This is a genomic window from Arthrobacter sp. CDRTa11, from assembly GCF_026427775.1.
Taxonomy (GTDB): domain Bacteria; phylum Actinomycetota; class Actinomycetes; order Actinomycetales; family Micrococcaceae; genus Arthrobacter.
The window spans coordinates 288,787-307,085 of sequence record NZ_CP044532.1 but is presented as its reverse complement, the minus strand read 5'-3'; the positions used below and the strand labels follow the sequence as shown (position 1 = coordinate 307,085).

General features: G+C 66.0%; 18 protein-coding genes. 9 read left to right on the top strand and 9 right to left on the bottom strand.

From position 1 onward, the window contains the following. The first annotated feature begins 82 nt into the window (after nucleotides 1-82). From F8G81_RS01430 to F8G81_RS01420, 3 genes are read left to right on the top strand one after another with little or no spacing between them, the layout of a single operon-like run. Nucleotides 83-1,351 (top strand): hypothetical protein, encoded by a 1,269-nt coding sequence (locus F8G81_RS01430; RefSeq protein WP_267277269.1) that lies wholly within the window; start codon nucleotides 83-85, stop codon nucleotides 1,349-1,351. Then, entirely contained in the window at nucleotides 1,348-2,061 is a 714-nt protein-coding gene (locus tag F8G81_RS01425) for an ABC transporter ATP-binding protein (protein WP_267279364.1), read from the top strand. The genes F8G81_RS01430 and F8G81_RS01425 overlap by 4 nt, the downstream gene beginning before the upstream one ends. Then, a complete protein-coding gene (locus F8G81_RS01420; RefSeq protein WP_267277268.1) occupies nucleotides 2,058-3,242 on the top strand; it encodes an ABC transporter permease in 1,185 nt (394 codons plus the stop codon). Before F8G81_RS01425 ends, F8G81_RS01420 begins: the two co-directional genes overlap by 4 nt. Here F8G81_RS01420 and F8G81_RS01415 read toward each other — a convergent pair. Then, entirely contained in the window at nucleotides 3,239-3,793 is a 555-nt protein-coding gene (locus F8G81_RS01415; RefSeq protein WP_267277267.1) for an Lrp/AsnC family transcriptional regulator, read from the bottom strand. The two genes, F8G81_RS01420 and F8G81_RS01415, sit on opposite strands and share 4 nt — an antisense overlap. 160 nt (nucleotides 3,794-3,953) lie before the next feature. Here F8G81_RS01415 and F8G81_RS01410 point away from each other — a divergent pair, with 160 nt between their 5' ends. The 3 genes from F8G81_RS01410 (at nucleotide 3,954) to F8G81_RS01400 (ending at nucleotide 5,273) form a co-directional block, all read left to right on the top strand. Beyond that, complete coding sequence (locus tag F8G81_RS01410) at nucleotides 3,954-4,157, top strand: hypothetical protein (RefSeq protein ID WP_267277266.1); 204 nt, start codon at nucleotides 3,954-3,956, stop codon at nucleotides 4,155-4,157. Nucleotides 4,158-4,254: 97 nt separating this feature from the next. Continuing rightward, a complete protein-coding gene (locus F8G81_RS01405) occupies nucleotides 4,255-4,614 on the top strand; it encodes a hypothetical protein (protein WP_267277265.1) in 360 nt (119 codons plus the stop codon). A gap of 167 nt (nucleotides 4,615-4,781) precedes the next feature. Continuing rightward, entirely contained in the window at nucleotides 4,782-5,273 is a 492-nt protein-coding gene (locus F8G81_RS01400; protein ID WP_267277264.1) for a LapA family protein, read from the top strand. Here the strand turns inward: F8G81_RS01400 and F8G81_RS01395 are convergent. Then, on the bottom strand, nucleotides 5,270-8,125 hold the full coding sequence (locus F8G81_RS01395; RefSeq protein WP_267277263.1) for an aminotransferase class I/II-fold pyridoxal phosphate-dependent enzyme: 2,856 nt from the start codon (nucleotides 8,123-8,125) through the stop codon (nucleotides 5,270-5,272). The two genes, F8G81_RS01400 and F8G81_RS01395, sit on opposite strands and share 4 nt — an antisense overlap. A 4-nt stretch (nucleotides 8,126-8,129) precedes the next feature. After that, nucleotides 8,130-9,581, bottom strand: coding sequence for an amino acid permease (locus F8G81_RS01390; RefSeq protein ID WP_267279363.1), 1,452 nt, complete (start codon nucleotides 9,579-9,581; stop codon nucleotides 8,130-8,132). 426 nt (nucleotides 9,582-10,007) lie between these two features. On the opposite strand from F8G81_RS01390, the gene F8G81_RS01385 reads away from it, so the two are divergent. After that, on the top strand, nucleotides 10,008-11,621 hold the full coding sequence (locus F8G81_RS01385) for a PucR family transcriptional regulator (RefSeq protein ID WP_267277262.1): 1,614 nt from the start codon (nucleotides 10,008-10,010) through the stop codon (nucleotides 11,619-11,621). Between the two features lie 79 nt (nucleotides 11,622-11,700). Further along, complete coding sequence (locus F8G81_RS01380) at nucleotides 11,701-12,612, top strand: glutaminase (protein ID WP_267277261.1); 912 nt, start codon at nucleotides 11,701-11,703, stop codon at nucleotides 12,610-12,612. Nucleotides 12,613-12,647: 35 nt separating this feature from the next. Here the strand turns inward: F8G81_RS01380 and F8G81_RS01375 are convergent, their stop codons facing one another. From F8G81_RS01375 to F8G81_RS01350, 6 genes are all read right to left on the bottom strand, one after another. Then, on the bottom strand, nucleotides 12,648-13,133 hold the full coding sequence (locus F8G81_RS01375; protein WP_267277260.1) for a universal stress protein: 486 nt from the start codon (nucleotides 13,131-13,133) through the stop codon (nucleotides 12,648-12,650). A 32-nt stretch (nucleotides 13,134-13,165) separates the two neighbouring features. Beyond that, entirely contained in the window at nucleotides 13,166-13,594 is a 429-nt protein-coding gene (locus F8G81_RS01370) for a low molecular weight phosphatase family protein (protein WP_267277259.1), read from the bottom strand. A 46-nt stretch (nucleotides 13,595-13,640) separates the two neighbouring features. After that, a complete protein-coding gene (locus tag F8G81_RS01365; protein WP_267277258.1) occupies nucleotides 13,641-15,023 on the bottom strand; it encodes an FAD-dependent oxidoreductase in 1,383 nt (460 codons plus the stop codon). Nucleotides 15,024-15,231: 208 nt separating this feature from the next. After that, the gene (trxB, locus tag F8G81_RS01360) at nucleotides 15,232-16,209 is read right to left on the bottom strand and encodes a thioredoxin-disulfide reductase (protein WP_267277257.1); all 978 of its coding nucleotides are present in this window, start codon (nucleotides 16,207-16,209) and stop codon (nucleotides 15,232-15,234) included. 23 nt (nucleotides 16,210-16,232) lie between these two features. Next, the gene (locus tag F8G81_RS01355) at nucleotides 16,233-16,655 is read right to left on the bottom strand and encodes an arsenate reductase ArsC (RefSeq protein ID WP_267277256.1); all 423 of its coding nucleotides are present in this window, start codon (nucleotides 16,653-16,655) and stop codon (nucleotides 16,233-16,235) included. Between the two features lie 150 nt (nucleotides 16,656-16,805). Beyond that, on the bottom strand, nucleotides 16,806-17,480 hold the full coding sequence (locus F8G81_RS01350; RefSeq protein ID WP_267277255.1) for a helix-turn-helix domain-containing protein: 675 nt from the start codon (nucleotides 17,478-17,480) through the stop codon (nucleotides 16,806-16,808). Between the two features lie 45 nt (nucleotides 17,481-17,525). Between F8G81_RS01350 and F8G81_RS01345 the strand changes: the two genes are divergently transcribed. Beyond that, entirely contained in the window at nucleotides 17,526-18,266 is a 741-nt protein-coding gene (locus F8G81_RS01345) for an aquaporin (protein ID WP_267277254.1), read from the top strand. Nucleotides 18,267-18,299 lie beyond the last annotated feature (33 nt).

Below are 18,299 nucleotides of genomic sequence, written 5' to 3'. Positions count from 1 at the left end.
CCCGTTCTGGAGCGGGCTGACTATATGCTGAGTATGCATCCCGTGGAGAGGTGCTCCGGGGGAAGTACTGATGGGGGCAGGAATGAGAGTTTTCAGGCGTATTGTGTTGCCGGCAGCGTGGCTGGCAGTGTTCGCGGTCATTGCGGTGACGTTGGTCAAAATCGCTTTTGTGGATGGCATGGAACCGGAACCTGCGGTGGCAGGCCCAGGGGCGCAAGTGGCCGTTCCTGTGGTGCAGGCGGTCCGGGCGACGGTCACCAACAAGGTGGAGATCAAGGCAACTGTCCAGAATGATGCGGCGGTGGGCGTGCGGAACACCGCTGCCGGCGTGGTGACGCACATCTTCCTGGAACCAGGCGTGAAGGTGGTAGCCGGGGATCCCCTGTACCAGGTCCGGAGCGAGGTCCAGCCTGCGCGGACGGGCACTGAAGCCGGCACCGAGGGGGCAACCGGACCGGGAGGGCAGGGGTCCGAAAGCCAGCCGGCAGCCCGCACTGCAGCCCTTCCCACCTATACATATACCGATGTGCTGGCGCCCGCAGGCGGTGCCCTTAAAACCCTGGACGTCCTGATCGACCAGCAGGTCAGCGTGGGACAGGCTGCCGGAACAATCGACCCAGGAACCTACACCGTCAGCGGCTCCGTGAACGCTGCCCAGCAGTACCGGCTCCTGGCCAAGCCGGGATCGGCGCAAATCTCGCTGGTGGGTGGCCCCGCTCCATTCACCTGCCCGTCCGTGGACCTGAAGAGTGTGGCCAGCGGAGCCGCGGAGGCTTCGGTCAGCGGCGGGATGGGCGGAAGTACGGGCGGCGGCGCCAGCCGCTCGGTTCCCATGGCCGTCGCGGGTCCCGGTTCTGCCGGCGGGGCGCCGGAGCAGGGCGGCTCGCCCACCGGGACGCTGAGCTGCGCTGTCCCCACCAACGTTGAAGTTTTTGCGGGACTCGGCGCCACCATGACCGTCACCGCCGGCGAAGCCGTTAACGTCCTCACCGTGCCGCTCACGGCTGTGGAGGGCAGCGTCAAGGAAGGCATCGTCTGGATCGCGGCGGATGGCATGGCGCCCCCCGCCGGCGTCCCCGGAGCCGGCGGGCCTGCCGGCACGGCTGTGGCCGGAGATGCCCCCGCCGGGGGAACTGCTGCTGGAGCTCCGGTGGGCGGACTCCCGCCCGGCGGTCCCGTGGCTGAGCCCGAGCAGCGCAAGGTCCAGCTGGGCCTCAACGATGGTTCCGTGGTGGAGGTGGTCTCGGGCCTGGCTGAGGGCGAAGCGGTCCTTGAGTTCATTCCGGGCGCACTCGCCCAAGCGCCCGCCGGACCGCAGTTCGGCGGACCCGGCATGCCGATGGGCGGCTGACGGTGGAGGAACTTGTAGCCCTCAAAGGGGTCACCCGGACAGTCCTGCTGCCTGATGACCAGGAACTGCATATTCTTCGCGGCGTTGACCTTGCCGTTCACAGCGGCGACCACACAGCAGTGGTGGGACGGTCCGGGTGCGGCAAGTCCACGCTGCTGAACCTGCTCGGTCTCCTTGACCTGCCCAGCAGCGGGGAACTGAGCTTCATGGGAACTCCTGTGCAGCAACTGAAAGGCGGTGCCAGGGCAAAGCTCCGCGGGGAGGCCGTGGGATTTGTGTTCCAGCAGTTCAACCTGCTGCCCGGCCGCACCGCACTGGACAACGTCATCACACCGCTCCTGTATGCCCGCGGTGCCCAGTTTTGGCGGCGGCGGGAGATAGCGATGGACATCCTGGACCGGGTGGGCCTGGCCCACAGGGCCCAGACGCTGCCCAACATGCTCTCCGGCGGTGAACAGCAACGGGTTGCCATTGCGCGGGCGCTGGTCCGCCGCCCCCGCCTGATCCTGGCAGATGAGCCTACGGGCGCCCTCGATGTGGATACCGGACAGGCCGTGATGGCGCTGCTGGACACTGTGGCCACCGAATCCGGCGCCGCACTGGTCACCATCACCCACGACGTCAATGTGGCCTCACTCGCCCGGGCCTGCTACCGGCTGGAAACAGGTGTCCTGTCCGCTGCGGACGTCCCGGCGGGAGTGAGCGCATGACCGGCATCATTTCTGCCCTCCTGGAAGCCTGGCAGGAACTGAGGATCAACAAGACCCGGATTCTGCTGGCGCTCGTGGGGGTGGCACTTTCCGTGGCTGCCCTGACCTCCGTCGTGGGTTTAGGGAACCTGGCACGAGAAGGTTTCAAGGCAAGCTCAGAACAGTACGGCGGGCGTGCGGCCACCCTGGGCATCGGCGTCTTCGGGCCAACCCAGCCGGATCAGCAGAAACTCGAGGACGCCTACCAGGGCGTGATCGACCGCTATGGGATCACCTACTACTCACATTCAGAACAGGCACAGCATTCCTTCCAGTCCCCGTACGGCGTGCAGCAGCTGAACCTCCAGCTCGTGGATCCCGGTTACGGAATGATCCACCGCCTGGACGTCCGCCAGGGCGGATGGTTCGCCGCCGACGACGAAAACCGGCTTGCCCCGGCACTGGTTGTCTCAGAGGGCTTTTACAACGCCGCAGGCCGGCCAAACCTGACCACCAATCCAAAGGTCCAGCTTCTCGGAACGCAGGAAACGACGGCGGTGATCATCGGGGTGGTTCCCGACCAGTTCCCGCAGGCACCGCCGTCGGCCTTTATGCTGACCGGGGCAGCGGACCGCGCGGACATCTCTTCGGGAGGATTCGGGCAGTTCAAACTCTGGGTGGGGGACGATCAGGCCGAAGTACTCAAATTTGCCATTACCTCGGACCTGCAGCGGCAGTTCCCCGGCATGCAGGTGCAGGTGGACCGGACGGACTATGCCAGCAACGGGGATCCGTTCGCGACTGTCCAGCTTGCCGTTGGCGGTATCGCCGGGCTTGTGCTCCTCCTGGGCGCGGTGGGCATGCTGAACATTTCCATGGTGACGGTGCGGTACCGGGTACGGGAAATCGGCATCCGCCGCAGTTTTGGAGCCACGTCGCAGCGGATTTTCCTCGGTGTCATGATGGAATCCGTGGTTGCCACTGCGGTGGCCGGAATCGTTGGCGTCATGCTGTCCGTGGCGGTGGTGAAGCACCCGTGGATCCAGGCCAACATCGCGCCCGGGCTAACGGAGTATCCGGGGTTTCCGGTTGAGGCCGCGATGCTTGGGCTGGGCTCCGCCGTGTTGGTGGGCGCGCTGGCCGGCGCCATCCCCGCCCTGGTGGCCGTGCGAATCAAGGTGATCGACGCCATCCGCTTCTAGCTTCCCTCCGGACGGTCCCCGTGGTCTTGGCTCTTGTCCTGGCTGTTGTTCTGGCTGTTGTCCTGCCCGTTGTCATAGCCCTTGTCTTGCCTGTTGTCATACCCGGGGGTCTCGCGGCGGATAACGGTGGAAAGGGTCAGCGCCGTCACGGTGTCATGCACGCCGGGGAGGCCCGCGATCTGTTCCCAGATGTCCTGGATCCGCTCCAGGGAGCGGGCTTCCAGACGCACCAGAAGATCGAAGTCGCCGCTGAGCACATCGCAGAGGACCACTTCCGGAATGTTCCGAAGCGCCGCCAGCACATCGGAACCGCGCATCCGGTCCTTGCGGTACACCAGCAGCATGGCGGACACCATCCGCTGGCCCGGGCTGCCGGCAATAATGGTGTAGCCCTCGATATGCCCGCGGCGCTCCATCCGGGTGATCCTCTGGCGTACGGCATTCCGGGACAGCATCACGCGCTGGGCGAGCTCGGCATGGGGAATCCTGGCGTTCCTGGTGAGCTCGGCAAGGATCGCCTCGTCAATATGATCGAGACCGCTGGACTCCATACTTGCCTTTCATCGCCGCTGCCGTGACCGCAACGGCTTGCCAGCCGAGGCGAAAAACCCGTGGCCCGCGGCAGTCACGACTTACATGATACGGCCGGGGTGTCGACTCAGAGGCAGTAACGGAGGACGATTAAAGGGCAATCACTATTAGGAGGTTGTGATGTGCTATTCATCGAGTAAGGACTTCGGGTGGGGCATCCGCAAGGAAGCCGAACGCGAACCTGAGAAAAAACAGGACACGCAGCCGGCCCGTTCAGAGCCGGACCTGACGGAGCCTGAATTCAAGTTCTGGGCATTCGTTCCCCGCCGGAAGGCACCAAAGGTCCAGGAGCCTGCTGCTGACCGCAATTTTGAGAAGGTCTGACAAGCCGGCATGACCCACTGTCCGAGGAGGGCCCCGTTCAGGTATGAGCGGGGCCCTTCGGCTGCGCCAAGGCGGTGGGATGCCGGAGAATGGGGCCATGCGCGGACTTTATGCACAGAACGCCACCCTGCTGATGGACGCAGGAGCCGATGTCCGTGCGCCGGGCGCGGCCATCACGCTTGCCCTCTGCGGGAGTTTTGAGCACCCGCCGCCTTGCCCGCTTGCCGCGCACCACACCAGCGCCGAGCGCACTGGCGGGACGGTGCGCCTGAAGATTATCTTCGCCACCGAGCCGGAGCGGCTGGCCAAGGTCCGCCGCCGGATGCAAGAAGCCCTCAGCGCCGGATCCGTCGCCGGTCCGGGCGGCGCGGTGACGGCCTGGGTCCTGCAGGCCAGCGGGGCCGGCGAATTGACGGCGGCAGAACGGGAGCATGCCCGCCGGCTGGCCGACGGCTGACTCTCCTGCTTTTCTCCGCCAACGTCAGCACGGGCCGGGCCTGACCGGAGGACTCGGCGAAACCCTGCAGCTTTACACCGCGGCGCTAAACACGTCTCCAGCTATACACCGCCGCCGGACGGCCACTATGGTGGAACTGTAAGTATGCTTACTAAAGAGGCGGCAAAATGAGTACAGGACAGTCCATGCCTGCGGGCGGCGCGGAGCGTCGGCCGCAACCCGGCGAGGAGTATGTGGGGCAGCCGGTGCCGGAGTCCCGCCCCGTCAGTCCGCCCGCGTCCGCCAGTCCTCCCGCGTCTCAAGATGCAGCAGCCAGCGGGGCCCTGCCCGCCGCAGCGGCCACCCCCGCCGCTCCCCCGGCAGCGCCCTCAGCAGGCCCGCAACGGGTGACCCGCGCCGGAATGGTGTGGGCCGCCGTCGTGGCCGCCCTGGTGCTCCTGATCCTGCTGATTATCTTCATCATGCAGAACCAGGACCAGGTGGCCGTCAGGTATCTGGGAATGGAAGGAGTTGTCCCGCTGGGCATGGCCCTGTTTATAGCCAGCGTCACCGGCGGCGTCCTGGTGGCCATCGCGGGCGCCGCCCGCATCCTGCAGCTCAGGGCCACCGCGCACCGCGCCCGGCTCAAGGAGACCCGGGGCAGCGGTGCCCGGCGCTAGCTGGCCGAGGTGAGCCATTCTTCCGTGAACACCCGGTAACCGAGGGCGGGATCGAACCCGTGGACTTCGCGGGTGTCCAGTGCCGCCATAAAGGCCAGGGCATTGCCCGTGATCACCTGGCCCGGCACCAGAATGGGAAACCCTGGTGGGTACGGTGTCACAAAGCCGGCAGACACCACCTCATGCCCGGCCTCCACCCTCGCGGCCAGCTCGGCAGGTTCCACGTACTCCGTGGCTCCGTCCTTGTACGTCTCAAAGTAGGCGGCCCGGAGATTGCCGTCCGGCGACGTGGCATCAGTGCGGAACCGGCGGGCGAAACTGCTGAAATCCGGAAGCGCCGGCGGGGCGCTGCTCAGCGCCGAAACGCGGGCTTCCAATGCCCTGAGGCCCCGCGGCCCCAGCGTCCGTTTTTCCGTTTCGAAGGACTCGGCCAGCTTCACCAGCACCTCCACCAGGTAGGCCACCGCGCTGCGCGACGTGCCGATGTTTGTCATGAACAGCACGCTGTTCCGAGACGTCTTATTGACCTGGATGCCGTACTTGTCCATAAGGTGGTCGTGCTTAAAGGTGTCGCCGTCAATTCCGGTCAGCCCGATGTCCAGCGTGAGCCTGCTGGGATCCACCACAAACTCGTCCCGCCGCCAGGCTTCGTCAAAGGCGGACAGTCCCTGGCTCAGCGGCATGGAGCAGTCCGTCTCACGGAACTCCTCCGGCACCAGTTCCTTGGCGCCCAGGATGCGGAAGTACTTCTTCAGCAGCGGGTTGCGCGCCACCGCCTGGGCTATGCTCACCGCGAGGTCCGCCTGCTTCTGCACCAGGGCAAAACCTTCCAGCTCCGCCTGCCGCCGGCCGATGTCCAGCGACGCCAGGATCTGGTAGTTGGGCGAGGTGGAGGTATGCGTCATGTAGGCCTCACGAAACGCCTCGCCGTTGAGCTGTTCGAAGTCCTGGTCGAACACGTGGATCATGGACCCCTGGCGCAGGGAGGTCAAGGTTTTGTGCGTGGACTGGGTGGCATAGACCCGCAGCCTGGCCTTTGCCGGATCCGGGATGAGCCGGGTCCGGAGCCAGGCGTCGTCCGCTTCGGGGCCGCCGCTTTCTGCGTCCGGCAGCTCCGCCGCCTGCTTTGCGTGCCGGACGCTGAAACCGGGGTCCCGGAACTGCGCCTCCAGCTTGGCGGCAGCCGCCATGGCCGTCCGACGGCGGTACACCGGATGGAACCCGGCGAAGGCGAACCAGGCCTCATCCCAGAGGAACACCAGGTCCGGCTTGATGGCCAGGCATTCCTCCATGACCCTTTCGGGATCGTACACAATGCCGTCGAAGGTGCAGTTGGTCAGCGTGATCATCTTGACCCGGTCCAGCCGGCCGGCGCGGCGGTAGTCCAGCAGCATCTTCTTGATGCTCTCCAGCGGCACGGCCCCGTAGAACGAGTACTGGTCCAGGGGGTAGGCGTCCAGGTACGCCACCTGGGCGCCGGAGAGCATCAGGGCATAGTGGTGGGACTTGTGGCAGTTGCGGTCCACCAGCACAATGTCCCCCGGCGCCACGATGGCCTGGTGCACCACCTTGTTGGCAGTGGAGGTGCCGTTGGTGACAAAGAACGTCTTCTCCGCCCCGAAAGCCCTCGCCGCCAGGGTTTGTGCCTTCTTGATGGAGCCATGCGGATCCAGCAGCGAATCAAGGCCGCCGGACGTGGCGGAGGTCTCGGCCAGGAGCAGGTTCTGGCCGTAGAAATCAGCCATGTCCCTGATCCACGGGGAGTTCCCCACCGAGCCGCCGCGGGATATCGGCAGGGCATGGAAGACACTGGCAGGCCTGCGGCTGTATTCCTGCAGCGCCGTGAAGAAGGGTGTTTCATAGCGTCCGGCCACCCCGGCGAGCAGCGACAGGTGCAGGTCCAGCCTGTCCTCCCGCCGGAAGATCCGCGCAAACCGGCGCGTCAGCGAACCGGCCAGGCCCTCGATGGCAACACCTGCCACAAGGTAGACGTCCAGCTCCGGGCGGAGTTCAGCGATCCGTTCAGCCAGCCGAAGGATCCGGTCGATGGGACGGAGCCGTTCGAGGTCATCCTCGACGTGGCGGGAGACAACCCTTTTCAGGTCCGATCCGAGGGGCCGGGAAGCCCGGATGCCGAATCCCGGCCGGAGGACACACGCCTGGATGTCAGGGTTGAGCAACAAAGCCACCAGCGCGTCCTCGTAGGAGGAGACCACATTGACGTCGTAACTGAAGGCGTCGGCCGGGCGGCGCTGGGCGAGCATGTCGTTCCTGAGCGCCTCTGCGTCCTGCACCGGGATATCGTCAACCACCAGCACTTCAAACCGCGGACGCTCCGCAGTCAGGTCCGTGTCGTGCGTGGGTTCGGCAGCTTCTGAGTGGCCCGTAGTGGGCTGTTCCGCTGGGGGCCTGGCCCGTCCCATCCTTGCCCTGATCCCGTCCACCAGGTCAACCGCGTCCTGGTACTGCCCGGCAGCGATGATGCTGTTCAGACGGTCCATGCTGGCACGTCCGGGGAACGCCCAGTAGGGCTCCACCGAGTCCAGGAGCGCCAGGGCCCTCCTGATCTGGCCCAGCAGTCCGGACTGGCCGTTGCTGCCTGAACCGTTGGCCAGTTGCCTGAGGGCATAACCCAGGAACTCCCACGAGTCGGCCCGGATCCGCCAGGCACGGCTGGGCGTTCCGATCTCAGGCTGGGCGGATGTTGGCGACGTTGCCACCCGCCCCGTCGAAAGTGGGTGCGAAAGCACCGGCGAATGTGCCGGCTGAACCTGCAGGGCCGGGGACGCGGCGTCGTACGTCATGAAGCTTTTTCCGTTGTTCGTGGGGATGTTCTGTTTTTGATTCGTCACTGGGCTAGTTCGCGTGGTTCGCGGCCGCCAGGGCAGCCTCAGCGCGGCGGCGGCGCGTCGCGTACCAGCCAAGGCTGAGCAGCGGGACCAGTGCCAGCGAGGACAGCAGGACCCAGCGGCCCATCTCGGAAAACGCCATGGTGACCAGCACAAAAGCGAGGAATGCCAGCGTCAGGTAGGACGTATAGGGCGCGCCGAACAGCCTGAATGAGGGGCGCACGGCCTTGCCCTGCCGGACCCACTTCTGGAGTTTGATGTGGCAGAGCATGATGGTGGCCCAGCCGCCGATGATGCCCACTGCGGAGATTTCCAGGACGATTTCAAACACATGCGAAGGCACCAGCGCGTTGAGGCCAACTCCCAGCAGGGTGACGACGGCGGTGAGCAGGATCCCGCCGTAGGGCACCCCGCTGCGGCTCATCCGCGCCGTGAAAGCAGGTGCGGATCCATTGACTGCCATGGACCGCAGGATGCGCCCGGTGGAGTAAAGGCCCGCGTTGAGGCTGGACAGGGCGGCCGTGAGCACCACGAAGTTCATCACGGACGCGGACACCGCCGCCGATTCCGGCGAACCCAGGTGCGAGAAGAACGTGACAAACGGGGACTCCCCCGCCTTGTAGGCAGTGAAGGGAAGGAGCAGGGAGAGCAGCAGCACCGAACCGATGTAGAACACGGCGATGCGGGCCACGACCGTATTCACCGCCTTGGGCATCACCTTCTCGGGGTGGGCCGTCTCACCGGCCGCCGTGCCAACGAGCTCGATCGCGGCATAGGCGAAGACCACGCCGCTGATGGCCAGCAGCGGCGCCACCGCGCCGGTGGGAAAGGCGCCGCCGGTCTCCAGGATGATGCCGATCCCCGGCGTTCCCAGGTCCGTCTTGCCGCCGAAGACGATAAAGCAGACACCCACAATGAGGAACAGGACCAGCGCCGTCACCTTTGTCAGCGCGAACCAGAACTCCATCTCGCCGAACACCTTCACGGAGACGAGGTTCAGGCCGAGGACCACCACAAGGGCCAGCAGTGCAATGGCCCACTGCGGCATGTCACGCACCGGCTCCCAGTAGGGGGCCCAGAACTTCACGTACAGGGCGACGGCGGTGACGTCCACAATGGAGGTCATGGCCCAGTTCAGGAAATAGAGCCAGCCGGCGGTATGTGCCATCCGTTCGCCATAGAACTCACGGGCGTAGGAAACAAAGGAGCCCGACGACGGCCGGTACAGCACCAGCTCGCCCAGCGCGCGCAGGATGAGGAAGGCGAACAGGCCGCAGACGGCGTACACCAGCACCAGGGCAGGGCCGGAGCCGTTCAGCCTGCCGCCGGCGCCCATAAAAAGGCCCGTGCCAATGGCGCCGCCGATGGCGATCATCTGGATCTGGCGGGGTGTCAGGGTCTTGTGGTAGCCGGCCTCTTCACTGGAAAAGTCCTGCGCTGCCGCTGCCCTGTCCCCCATCAGCTCGCGGCTGTTCTCCAGGGCGTCGGCCGGATCCAGTTGGGCGGTGCCTGGAGTACTTGTCTGGCTGTCCGGGGCCGGTTGCGTGTCATGTTGTTTCCCTGCGGATGGGGCTTTCATGGCAGTTCCCGGGCGCTGGTGAGGCAGGTCATTCGAGGGGTCTCCTTTGACTCCTGGGCCGCGGAAGGCGGCGAAAATCAGGTGCGTGCTGAGGCCCGGGCGTCTTTGCCGGGAGGGCCGGTATCCAACTTTAGGGTTCCGGGACTAGCTTTGTTTTGGGATGGCCAACAGTTTCGGTGCGGCTCAATTGTGCCGGGAGCCAATTTTGGCCCGTGCCAACGCGAGTAAGGTACATGGCTGTGGCAGTCGCCGCCGGCTACGGCAGCATCAAACTTGATAAGCACCAGAAAGGGTCTGAACAACGACGTGAGGCCTGAAGAGCAAGCCGGGGACGCCGTCCGGGTCACGCTGAGCGACATCCTGGAGGACATCGGCGTCGACAATGCCAGGCTGTTGATGGCCCCGGAAGCGGACAACGAACAGGTCCGTGAAACGGTGATTGTCGATCCGGAGGACGGGGCGGCCGTCCAGCCCGGTTGCCTCGTGTTCCTGGTGGGGGCCCGCGGAAGGGCTGCCCTGCCCAAAGTGCGGACCCTGCTTGCGGACCGTCCCGTGGCCATCGCCATCAAGGGTTCCGAGGCGGACCTGGCGGCTGTCGGTGAGGTCATGAACGGTACCGGGACGGGGCTCATCGCTGTGGGCGCGGAGGCGCGGTGGGACCAGCTCGAAGGCATCGCCGTCGACCGCATCCGCGAATCGCTCCCCTCCGGCGACACTTCCACCCTCATGCAGCGGGACCTCTTTGGCATCGCGCAGACCACGGCAACCCTCACCCGCGGACACGTGGTCATTGAGGACACGGCCAACCGGGTCCTGGCGTATTCCCCCGCCTCCAACGATGTGGACGAACTCCGGCGGCTGTCCATCTTGGCGCGCCGGGGGCCGGAGCGGTACCAGAAGCTGCTGAAGGAATCCGGTGTGTACAAGCGCCTGCAGGCAGGCGAAGTGCCTATCCATATCCCGGCCAATCCGGAGGAAGGGCTGCGCGAGCGGGTGGCCATTGCCATCTTCGCCGGACGCCGGATCCTGGGTTACATCTGGCTGCAGGAAGGAACCGAACAGCTGGCCTCCAACGCCGACAGGATCATGGTTGGTTCCGCGCGGCACGCCGCCATCGAGCTGGTGCGGCACCGCAATGAACAGTCGCAGTCCATGCGCCGGGACCGGGTTTCCAGCCTGCTCAGCGGCACGGCCCAGATCCACTCCCAGGCGCAGTCCGCCGGGCTGGACCCGTCACGGCCGGCCGCGCTGGTGCTGGTTTCATCGGGCAGCCTGCACCAGTCGGCGCCCGGTCTCCAGCTCCAACGGGGGGAGCTTGCCAACCTGGTCTCCATCCATGCGGCGGCATACCGGCCCGGAGCCGTGGTGGGCTCACTGGGACTGGAGACGGCCATCATCCTGCCGGACCTGGATCCGGTGAAGTCCCCGGCCGCCATCAGCAGGCTGGTGAACGTTATTGTCCGCGACGCCGGAGCGCACCTGGACCTGCAGGTGCAGGCGGCCATCGGGCCGGTGGTGGACCGGCTGGACCGGCTCCATACGTCGCTGGAGCATGTCCGGAATGTGCTGACGGTGCTCAGCACGGACCCGTCGCTGAAGGTGGCCTCCTTCAGCGACGTGGAAACCACGGTGCTGGTCAATGAGCTGCTGGACCTGGTGGAATCCCGCCAGGAGCTCCGGCACAAGGGCATCACAGAACTTTGCGGGCGCTACCCGGAATTCGCCACAACATTGCTCGCCTACCTGGAGTCCTTTGGCGACGTCAACAGCTGCGCCGAAGACCTGGGAATCCACCGCAACACCGTGCACTACCGCCTGCGCCGGTCCTGCGAGGTCTCGGGCATAGACCTCCAGGATCCCGGCCAGCGGCTGCTGGCGCACCTGCAGATCAGGCTCTGGACCCGTTCCGGAAAACACTGATCCGCGCCTGCTTTTGCCAACATCCTCGACTTTTGACAACACTCCCCTAACGAATTCAACAGAACAGAACACCTGATCCATGGACATCCAAAACCTTCTCGACGACATCGTCGGATCCATCAAGCCGCAACTGGGACAAGGCCAGGTGGCGAGCTATATACCGCAGCTGGGCGCCGTGGACGCCGCCCAGTTTGGCATTTCCGTGGCCACCGGGGACGGCCAGGTGTATGCCTCCGGCGATGCTGCAGTCCCGTTCTCGATCCAGAGCATCTCCAAAGTGTTCGCACTGGCCCTGGTCCTGGCGGCGGATGGGGACGGCATCTGGAAACGTGTCTTCCGTGAGCCCTCCGGCAACCCGTTCAACTCGCTGGTGCAGCTGGAGCATGAGGACGGAATTCCGCGGAACCCCTTTATCAACGCGGGCGCCCTGGTGGTGACGGACAGGCTCCTGAGCGTCACAGGCGACGCTTCCGGCGCGGTGTTGGACCTGCTCCGGCAGGAAAGCGGAAACAGCGGGATCGGCGTTGACCCGGTGGTGGCCGAATCCGAAGGCGCCAACAGCAACCGCAATGCCGCGCTGGCCCACTTCCTGGCCAGCTGCGGCAACCTCGAGAACCCTGTGCAGGAGGTGCTGGACAACTACATCCTCCAGTGCTCGCTGGAGATGAGCTGCACGGACCTGGCCCTGGCCAGCCGGTTCCTGGCCAGCAACGGAGTGCGGGTGGACGGCACAGCCCTGCTCTCCTCGCCGCAGACAAAGCGGATCAACGCCGTGATGCTGACCTGCGGAACCTATGACGCGGCCGGGGAATTCGCGTACCGGGTGGGGCTTCCCGGCAAGAGCGGGGTGGGCGGCGGAATCATTGCCGTGGTGCCGAACAACTGCACCGTGTGTGTCTGGAGCCCGGGGCTGGGCAAGTCAGGAAACTCCATGGCGGGGATCGCGGCGCTTGACGAGTTCACCACCAGGACCGGGCTGTCCATCTTCTGATCTTCCGGTGCCCCTGATATCAGGGGCGACTGATATCACGGGCGGCTGCGGCCTTCGGGGACAACCAGGACAGGACGGTGCTGCCGGCGGAGCAGGGCAGCGGATACTGACCCTTCGAGGACCCGGTCCAGCCGCGCCATAGGCCCTGGCCGGCCAGTGCCGACCACAAGCAGCGATGCGCCGGCGTTGTCGGCGAGCCGGCTGAGGGCCTTGGCGACGTCGCCGTTGAGCACCCGGAAAGACCAGGCCTCTCCCGGCTTCCCGAGGATCTCCTCCAGCCTCAGCTGCAGCTGCTCGGAGGGGAATTCGGCTTCTTCGTTGATGGTCGGGTCCAGGGACAGGGCTGTCCGCTGGTTCACGGGCGCCCACTCGGTCAGGTAGCCGGCGGGGTCAACGAATCCGCAGATCAGGTGCTCTTCCAGAGCAACGGCCAGCGCTGCAGCGGTCCGGATCAGGGGCTCTGAGAAGTCCCATTCGACGCCGATCAGGACTGGCCCGGCGGGCCAGTCCTCACTGTGCATGCAGAGTCCTTGTCGGCGCCGAAGCGGGCATGCTACTTCCCGGTGAGCTCCGTGTAGAGCGTCTGCACCCGGGCTTTGATATCGTCCCGGACCAGGCGCATCCGCTCCATGCCTTCGATGCCGCGTTCGGAGGGCTCGTCCGTTTCCCAGACCTCAAAGCGGGTCCCTTCCCGAGCCTGAAGCTTGGCTTCGGTGCCCAGCACGACGACGGCGTCCACGGTGTCCAGGACCTCGTCGGTGACCGGCTTGGGGTATTCCCCGGCGACGTCGATGCCCAGTTCGGTCAGCGACTCCACCGCCTGCGGGTTCAGGTCCTTGGCCGGCTTGGTGCCCGCGGAATAGACGGCAATGGCGTCACCGGCGAGGTCACGCATCAATCCAGCGGCGAGCTGGGACTTGCCGCCGTTTTTGCTGCAGACGAACAGCACGGACGGGGTCTTCGACGTGGGTTCCTGGGTCATGAGTGCGCTGTTTCCTTTGCGATGGAGGCGGTGGCCGTTTGAGCGGTTAGTTGTTGGTGCCGGAGCGGCCGTGAGTCAGACCCGTGGGGAAGCCGACCAGCACGGGTTCGGGTGCGGCGCAGCAACCAGACTCGGCAGCGGCCGGGTCCTGTGCCGTGGCGGGGACGTCGCAGCTCGTGCCGGCATCCGTGGAGCAGACCCCGGTTTCGGGGAGCTCAAGGTGCACGGTGTCGGCCGATTCCTGGTCGCCGGCAAGGGCGGCGGCAACGGACCGGACCTGCTCGTACCCGGTGGCCAGCAGGAAGGTGGGGGCGCGGCCATAGGACTTCATGCCGACGATGTAGAAGTCCATATCCGGGTGGGCCAGGAGCTTGGCGCCGTGCGGAGGAACGGTGCCGCAGGAGTGGAATTCGGGGTCGATCAGAGGGCCCAGCTCCATCGGCGCTTCGATGGCGGGGTCCAGGTTGAGGCGGAGCTCGCGCAGGATTGCCAGGTCCGGGCGGAAGCCGGTGCAGGGAATGACGACGTCGGCGTCGAGGGTGCGGCCGTCAACCGAGCCCACAGTGACAGAAGAGTCCAGGGCTTTGATCGAGGCGATACCGAAGCCCGTGTGCAGTTCGATCTTGCCGGCCTCCACGAGCCGGCGGACCCGTCCGCCGAGCTGGCCGCGTGCGGGCAGCCCGTCGAGGTCGCCCCCGCCGTAGACTTTGTCCGCCGTTGCGCCCCGGACGGCCCACAGGATCCGGGTGTCCGGCTCGTCCTTGGCGAGGTCTGCGAGGTTGATCAGCGTGTTGGCGGCGGAGTGCCCGGCACCGACCACCAGGACCCGGCGGCCCGCAAACGAGGCACGGTCGCGGCCGGTGACGTCGGGCAGCGGTGCAGAAATTCGCTTCTCCGCTGCTTCTTCCCCGACGGCGGGGAGGCCCGAGGTGCCCAGCGGGTTGCGCGTGGACCAGGTGCCTGAGGCGTCGATGACTGCTGCCACGGTGTGGTCCCGGGTTTCGCCGTCGGCGTGTTCGACCCGGAGCACGAAGGGTGTGTTGTCCCGGCCTTTGATGTGAGTCTTGTCCAGGCCCTGCCGGGTGACGGCGGTGACGCGGGCACCCGTCTCCAGGCGCGACGAGATCTGGGGAAGTGCGGCCAGCGGCGCCAGGTAGTTGTCGATCAGCTCCCCGCCGTAGGGCAGGGCGGTGGGCCGGGGCGCTTCCCAGCCGGCGGCCTCCAGGAGGCGGACGGCAGCGGCGTCAGTGTTGAACCGCCAGGGTGAGAACAACCGGATGTGACGCCATTGCCCAACGGCAGCACCCGCCGTCGGGCCCGCCTCAAAGATCAGCGGCTCCAAGCCCCGCTCGAGCAGGTGGGCTGCGGCGGCCAAGCCAACAGGCCCGGCGCCGATCACAGCGACGGGAAGGCTCTGTGCGGAATCCATGGGTCCTCTTTCAGCGGTGCGTGTGGGAACAAGCGTTCGGGGACCCAACTAGGTAGCGCTAAGTGTCGTTTTGAGGCTCCAAAACGACACTTAGTGCGACCTAGTTGGGCCGGGCGGGAGCGGGTCAGCAGCAGTCTTCGTCGTCACAGCAACCCGAGTCGCCGCAGCATCCGTTCGTCATTAAGCTCACCCCCTCCCTGTTCCCGGTTCAGGCGTGGGTAGGTTCTTCCACCAGCGCCGTGGCGATGCTGTCTGCATCGTCCAGGGCAGCGAGGTAGCGTTCGGCATCGAGGGCTGCAGCACAGCCCGTGCCGGCGGCCGTGATGGCCTGCCGGTAGCGGTGGTCCACGGCGTCGCCGCACGCGAACACACCGGTCAGGTTGGTCACGGTGGTGGGCGAGTCCACCTTGATGTAGCCCTCGGCGTCCAGGTCCACCTGCCCGGCCACGAGTTCGGTCCGCGGTAGGTGGCCGATGGCCACGAAAATCCCGGTGGCGGCCTGCTGGCGGGTTTCGCCGGAGCGCGTGTCCGTCAGGGTCACGCCGGTGACCTTGCCGTCGCCCTGGATTGCCGTCACGGCCGAGTTCCAGGCGAAGCTGATCTTCGGATTGTCTTTGGCACGCTGCGCCATGATGCGGGAGGCCCGCAGTTCACCCTTGCGGACGACGACGGTGACGGACTTCGCGAACCGGGTCAGGAACGTCGCTTCCTCCATCGCCGAATCACCGCCGCCGACGACGATGATGTCCTGCTCGCGGAAGAAGAACCCGTCGCAGGTGGCACACCAGGAGACGCCGTGGCCGCTGAGCTTTTTTTCCTCGGGCAGGCCAAGTTCCTTGTAGGCCGAGCCGGTGGCCAGGATGACCGCCGGGGACTGGTGCGTTTCGCCGGCTCCGGTGACCACGGTCTTCAGGTGACCCTTCAGGTCAACTGATGTGACGTCGTCGAACACCACCTTGGCGCCGAAGCGCTCCGCCTGCTGCTGCAGGCCGTCCATCAGCTCCGGGCCCTGGATTCCACCCGGGAAACCGGGAAAGTTTTCCACCTCGGTGGTGTTCATCAACGCACCGCCGGCGGTGACCGAACCGGCCAGTACCAGCGGCTCCAGGCCGGCACGGGCAGCGTAGATCGCCGCCGTGTATCCCGCCGGGCCGGAACCGATAATTATCAGCTGTTTGTTGCTCATGGCGTGCTCCTCAGGGGTCCGGTCTACTTGGCGGCAGGGGTCAGGGACGCGATCAGGCCCTCAATGCGGGTCCTGATTTCATCGCGGATGGGGCGCACGGATTCTACGCCCTTCCCGGCGGGGTCTTCCAGGACCCAGTCCTCGTAGCGCTTGCCCGGGAAGTAAGGGCACTCGTCGCCGCAGCCCATGGTGATCACTACGTCGGACTCCTTGACGGCCTCGGTGGTGAGGACCTTGGGAACCTCAGTGGACATGTCGATGCCCACTTCAGCCATGGCTTCAACGGCTGACGGGTTGATCTTGTCGGCAGGCTGGGATCCGGCGGAGCGGACCTCGATCTGGCCCTTGCCGAGGCTGGTGAGGAATGCGGCGGCCATCTGGGAGCGGCCCGCGTTGTGGACGCAGACGAAGAGGACGGAGGGCTTCCTGGCTGTTTCGGTGGTCACGCTGTTCTCCTGGAATCGGTTGGTGAATGGTCTGGGCTATGCCGGCCAAACGGGGCCTCCAACCGAACATTGATGATGATCGATATAGAGAGTATCTGGCCGTTCATTGATGAATGTCAATATTTGGTTTTTAGAAGTCTGCCCCGCGCATCAGGCAGCGGTAATGCGCGGCGCCAGCTCGGTAATTCGCCGGGCGATGTCCTCAAAAGCCTGGTCGAAGGCGTCCTTGGTGCCCAGGCGCAGCGGATCGGGGATGGACCAGTGGATGCCCCCCAAGCGGGCCAGCTCCTCGTGTGCGGCGTCGCAAACGGTGACGATGAAGTCCGTAGCCCCTGCGACCTCACCGAGGGAGCGGGGCGCAAGATGGGGCAGGTCCAGGCCATGGCGCCGGGCGGCCTCGATGGCGCCGGGGGCAATGTGCTCGGCCGGGTGCGTTCCGGCAGAGGTTGAGGGTATGGCGCTGACCTGGCGCCAGAGGGCTGCGGCCAGTTGGGACCGGGCGCTGTTCCGCGTGCAGACGAACAGGATCCGGTCGGCGCCGTGGACTGCCCCGGGGACCAGTCCGTCCAGGGCCCCCGCGGCGAGCCTTAGGTAGCTGCGCCGCCTGTCCGCTTCGGAGCGGTGCCGGGTTGCCAGCCCGGCGTCTTCGAGTGTCCGCAGGTGGTGTGCAAGCAGGTTCGAGGACATGCCCAGCTCCGCCTGCAGCTCGGTCGGAGAAAAGTCCCCCAGGGTCAGGAGGTCAACGATGCGCAGGCGCGCCGGATCGGCCAGGGCCGCGTGCCGGGCGACCCGGGCCTGAAACGTGTCAGCTGCCTCAATGTTCATTGATTCAATTTTGACTGAGGTACTTCGGTGCGTCAAGCTGGTGGCATGACTTCACCTCAGCCGCCCCTCTGGCGCCGCGCCGTGGCCGAACTGCTGGGCACCGCATTGCTCGTTGCCGTCGTTGTGGGTTCCGGGATCGCCGCGCAGCAGCTTTCACCCAATGATGTGGGCCTGCAGCTGCTCCAGAACAGCACCGCCACCGTCCTGGGCCTGACGGTGCTGATCCTGGTTTTTGGCCCGGTCAGCGGCGCGCATTTCAACCCCATCGTTTCCCTGGCCGACTGGCTCCTGGGCCGGCGCAGCGGATCCGGCCTCACCCTGGCCGATGTTGGCGCCTATGCGGCAGCCCAGACTGCCGGGGCGATCGGTGGCAGCGTGCTCGCCAACGCGATGTTCGACGTCGGAACTTCCATCTCCGTCAAGGAACGGACATCCGCGGGGCACCTGCTGGCTGAGGTGGTGGCCACCGCCGGGCTCGTGCTGCTGATCTTCGCCCTCGCTGCCACCAATCGGGGCGCCCTCGCCGCGCCCGCAGTGGGTGCCTACATCGGGGCGGCGTACTGGTTCACCTCCTCAACCGCTTTCGCCAACCCTGCGGTGACAGTCGGCAGGATCTTCAGCGACACGTTCTCGGGCATCGCACCCGGTTCCGTTCCCCCCTTCGTCATCGCCCAGCTGCTGGGCGCCGCCATCGGCCTGGGCCTGCTGCTCCTGCTGTTCCCGGCGGCTGGACGGGCCGCGGACGATGTGGTGATCCCGCACCACTCCCGGACAACCAAGTCCTAGGCGAAGAGCGCTATATTGATGGACGTCAATATT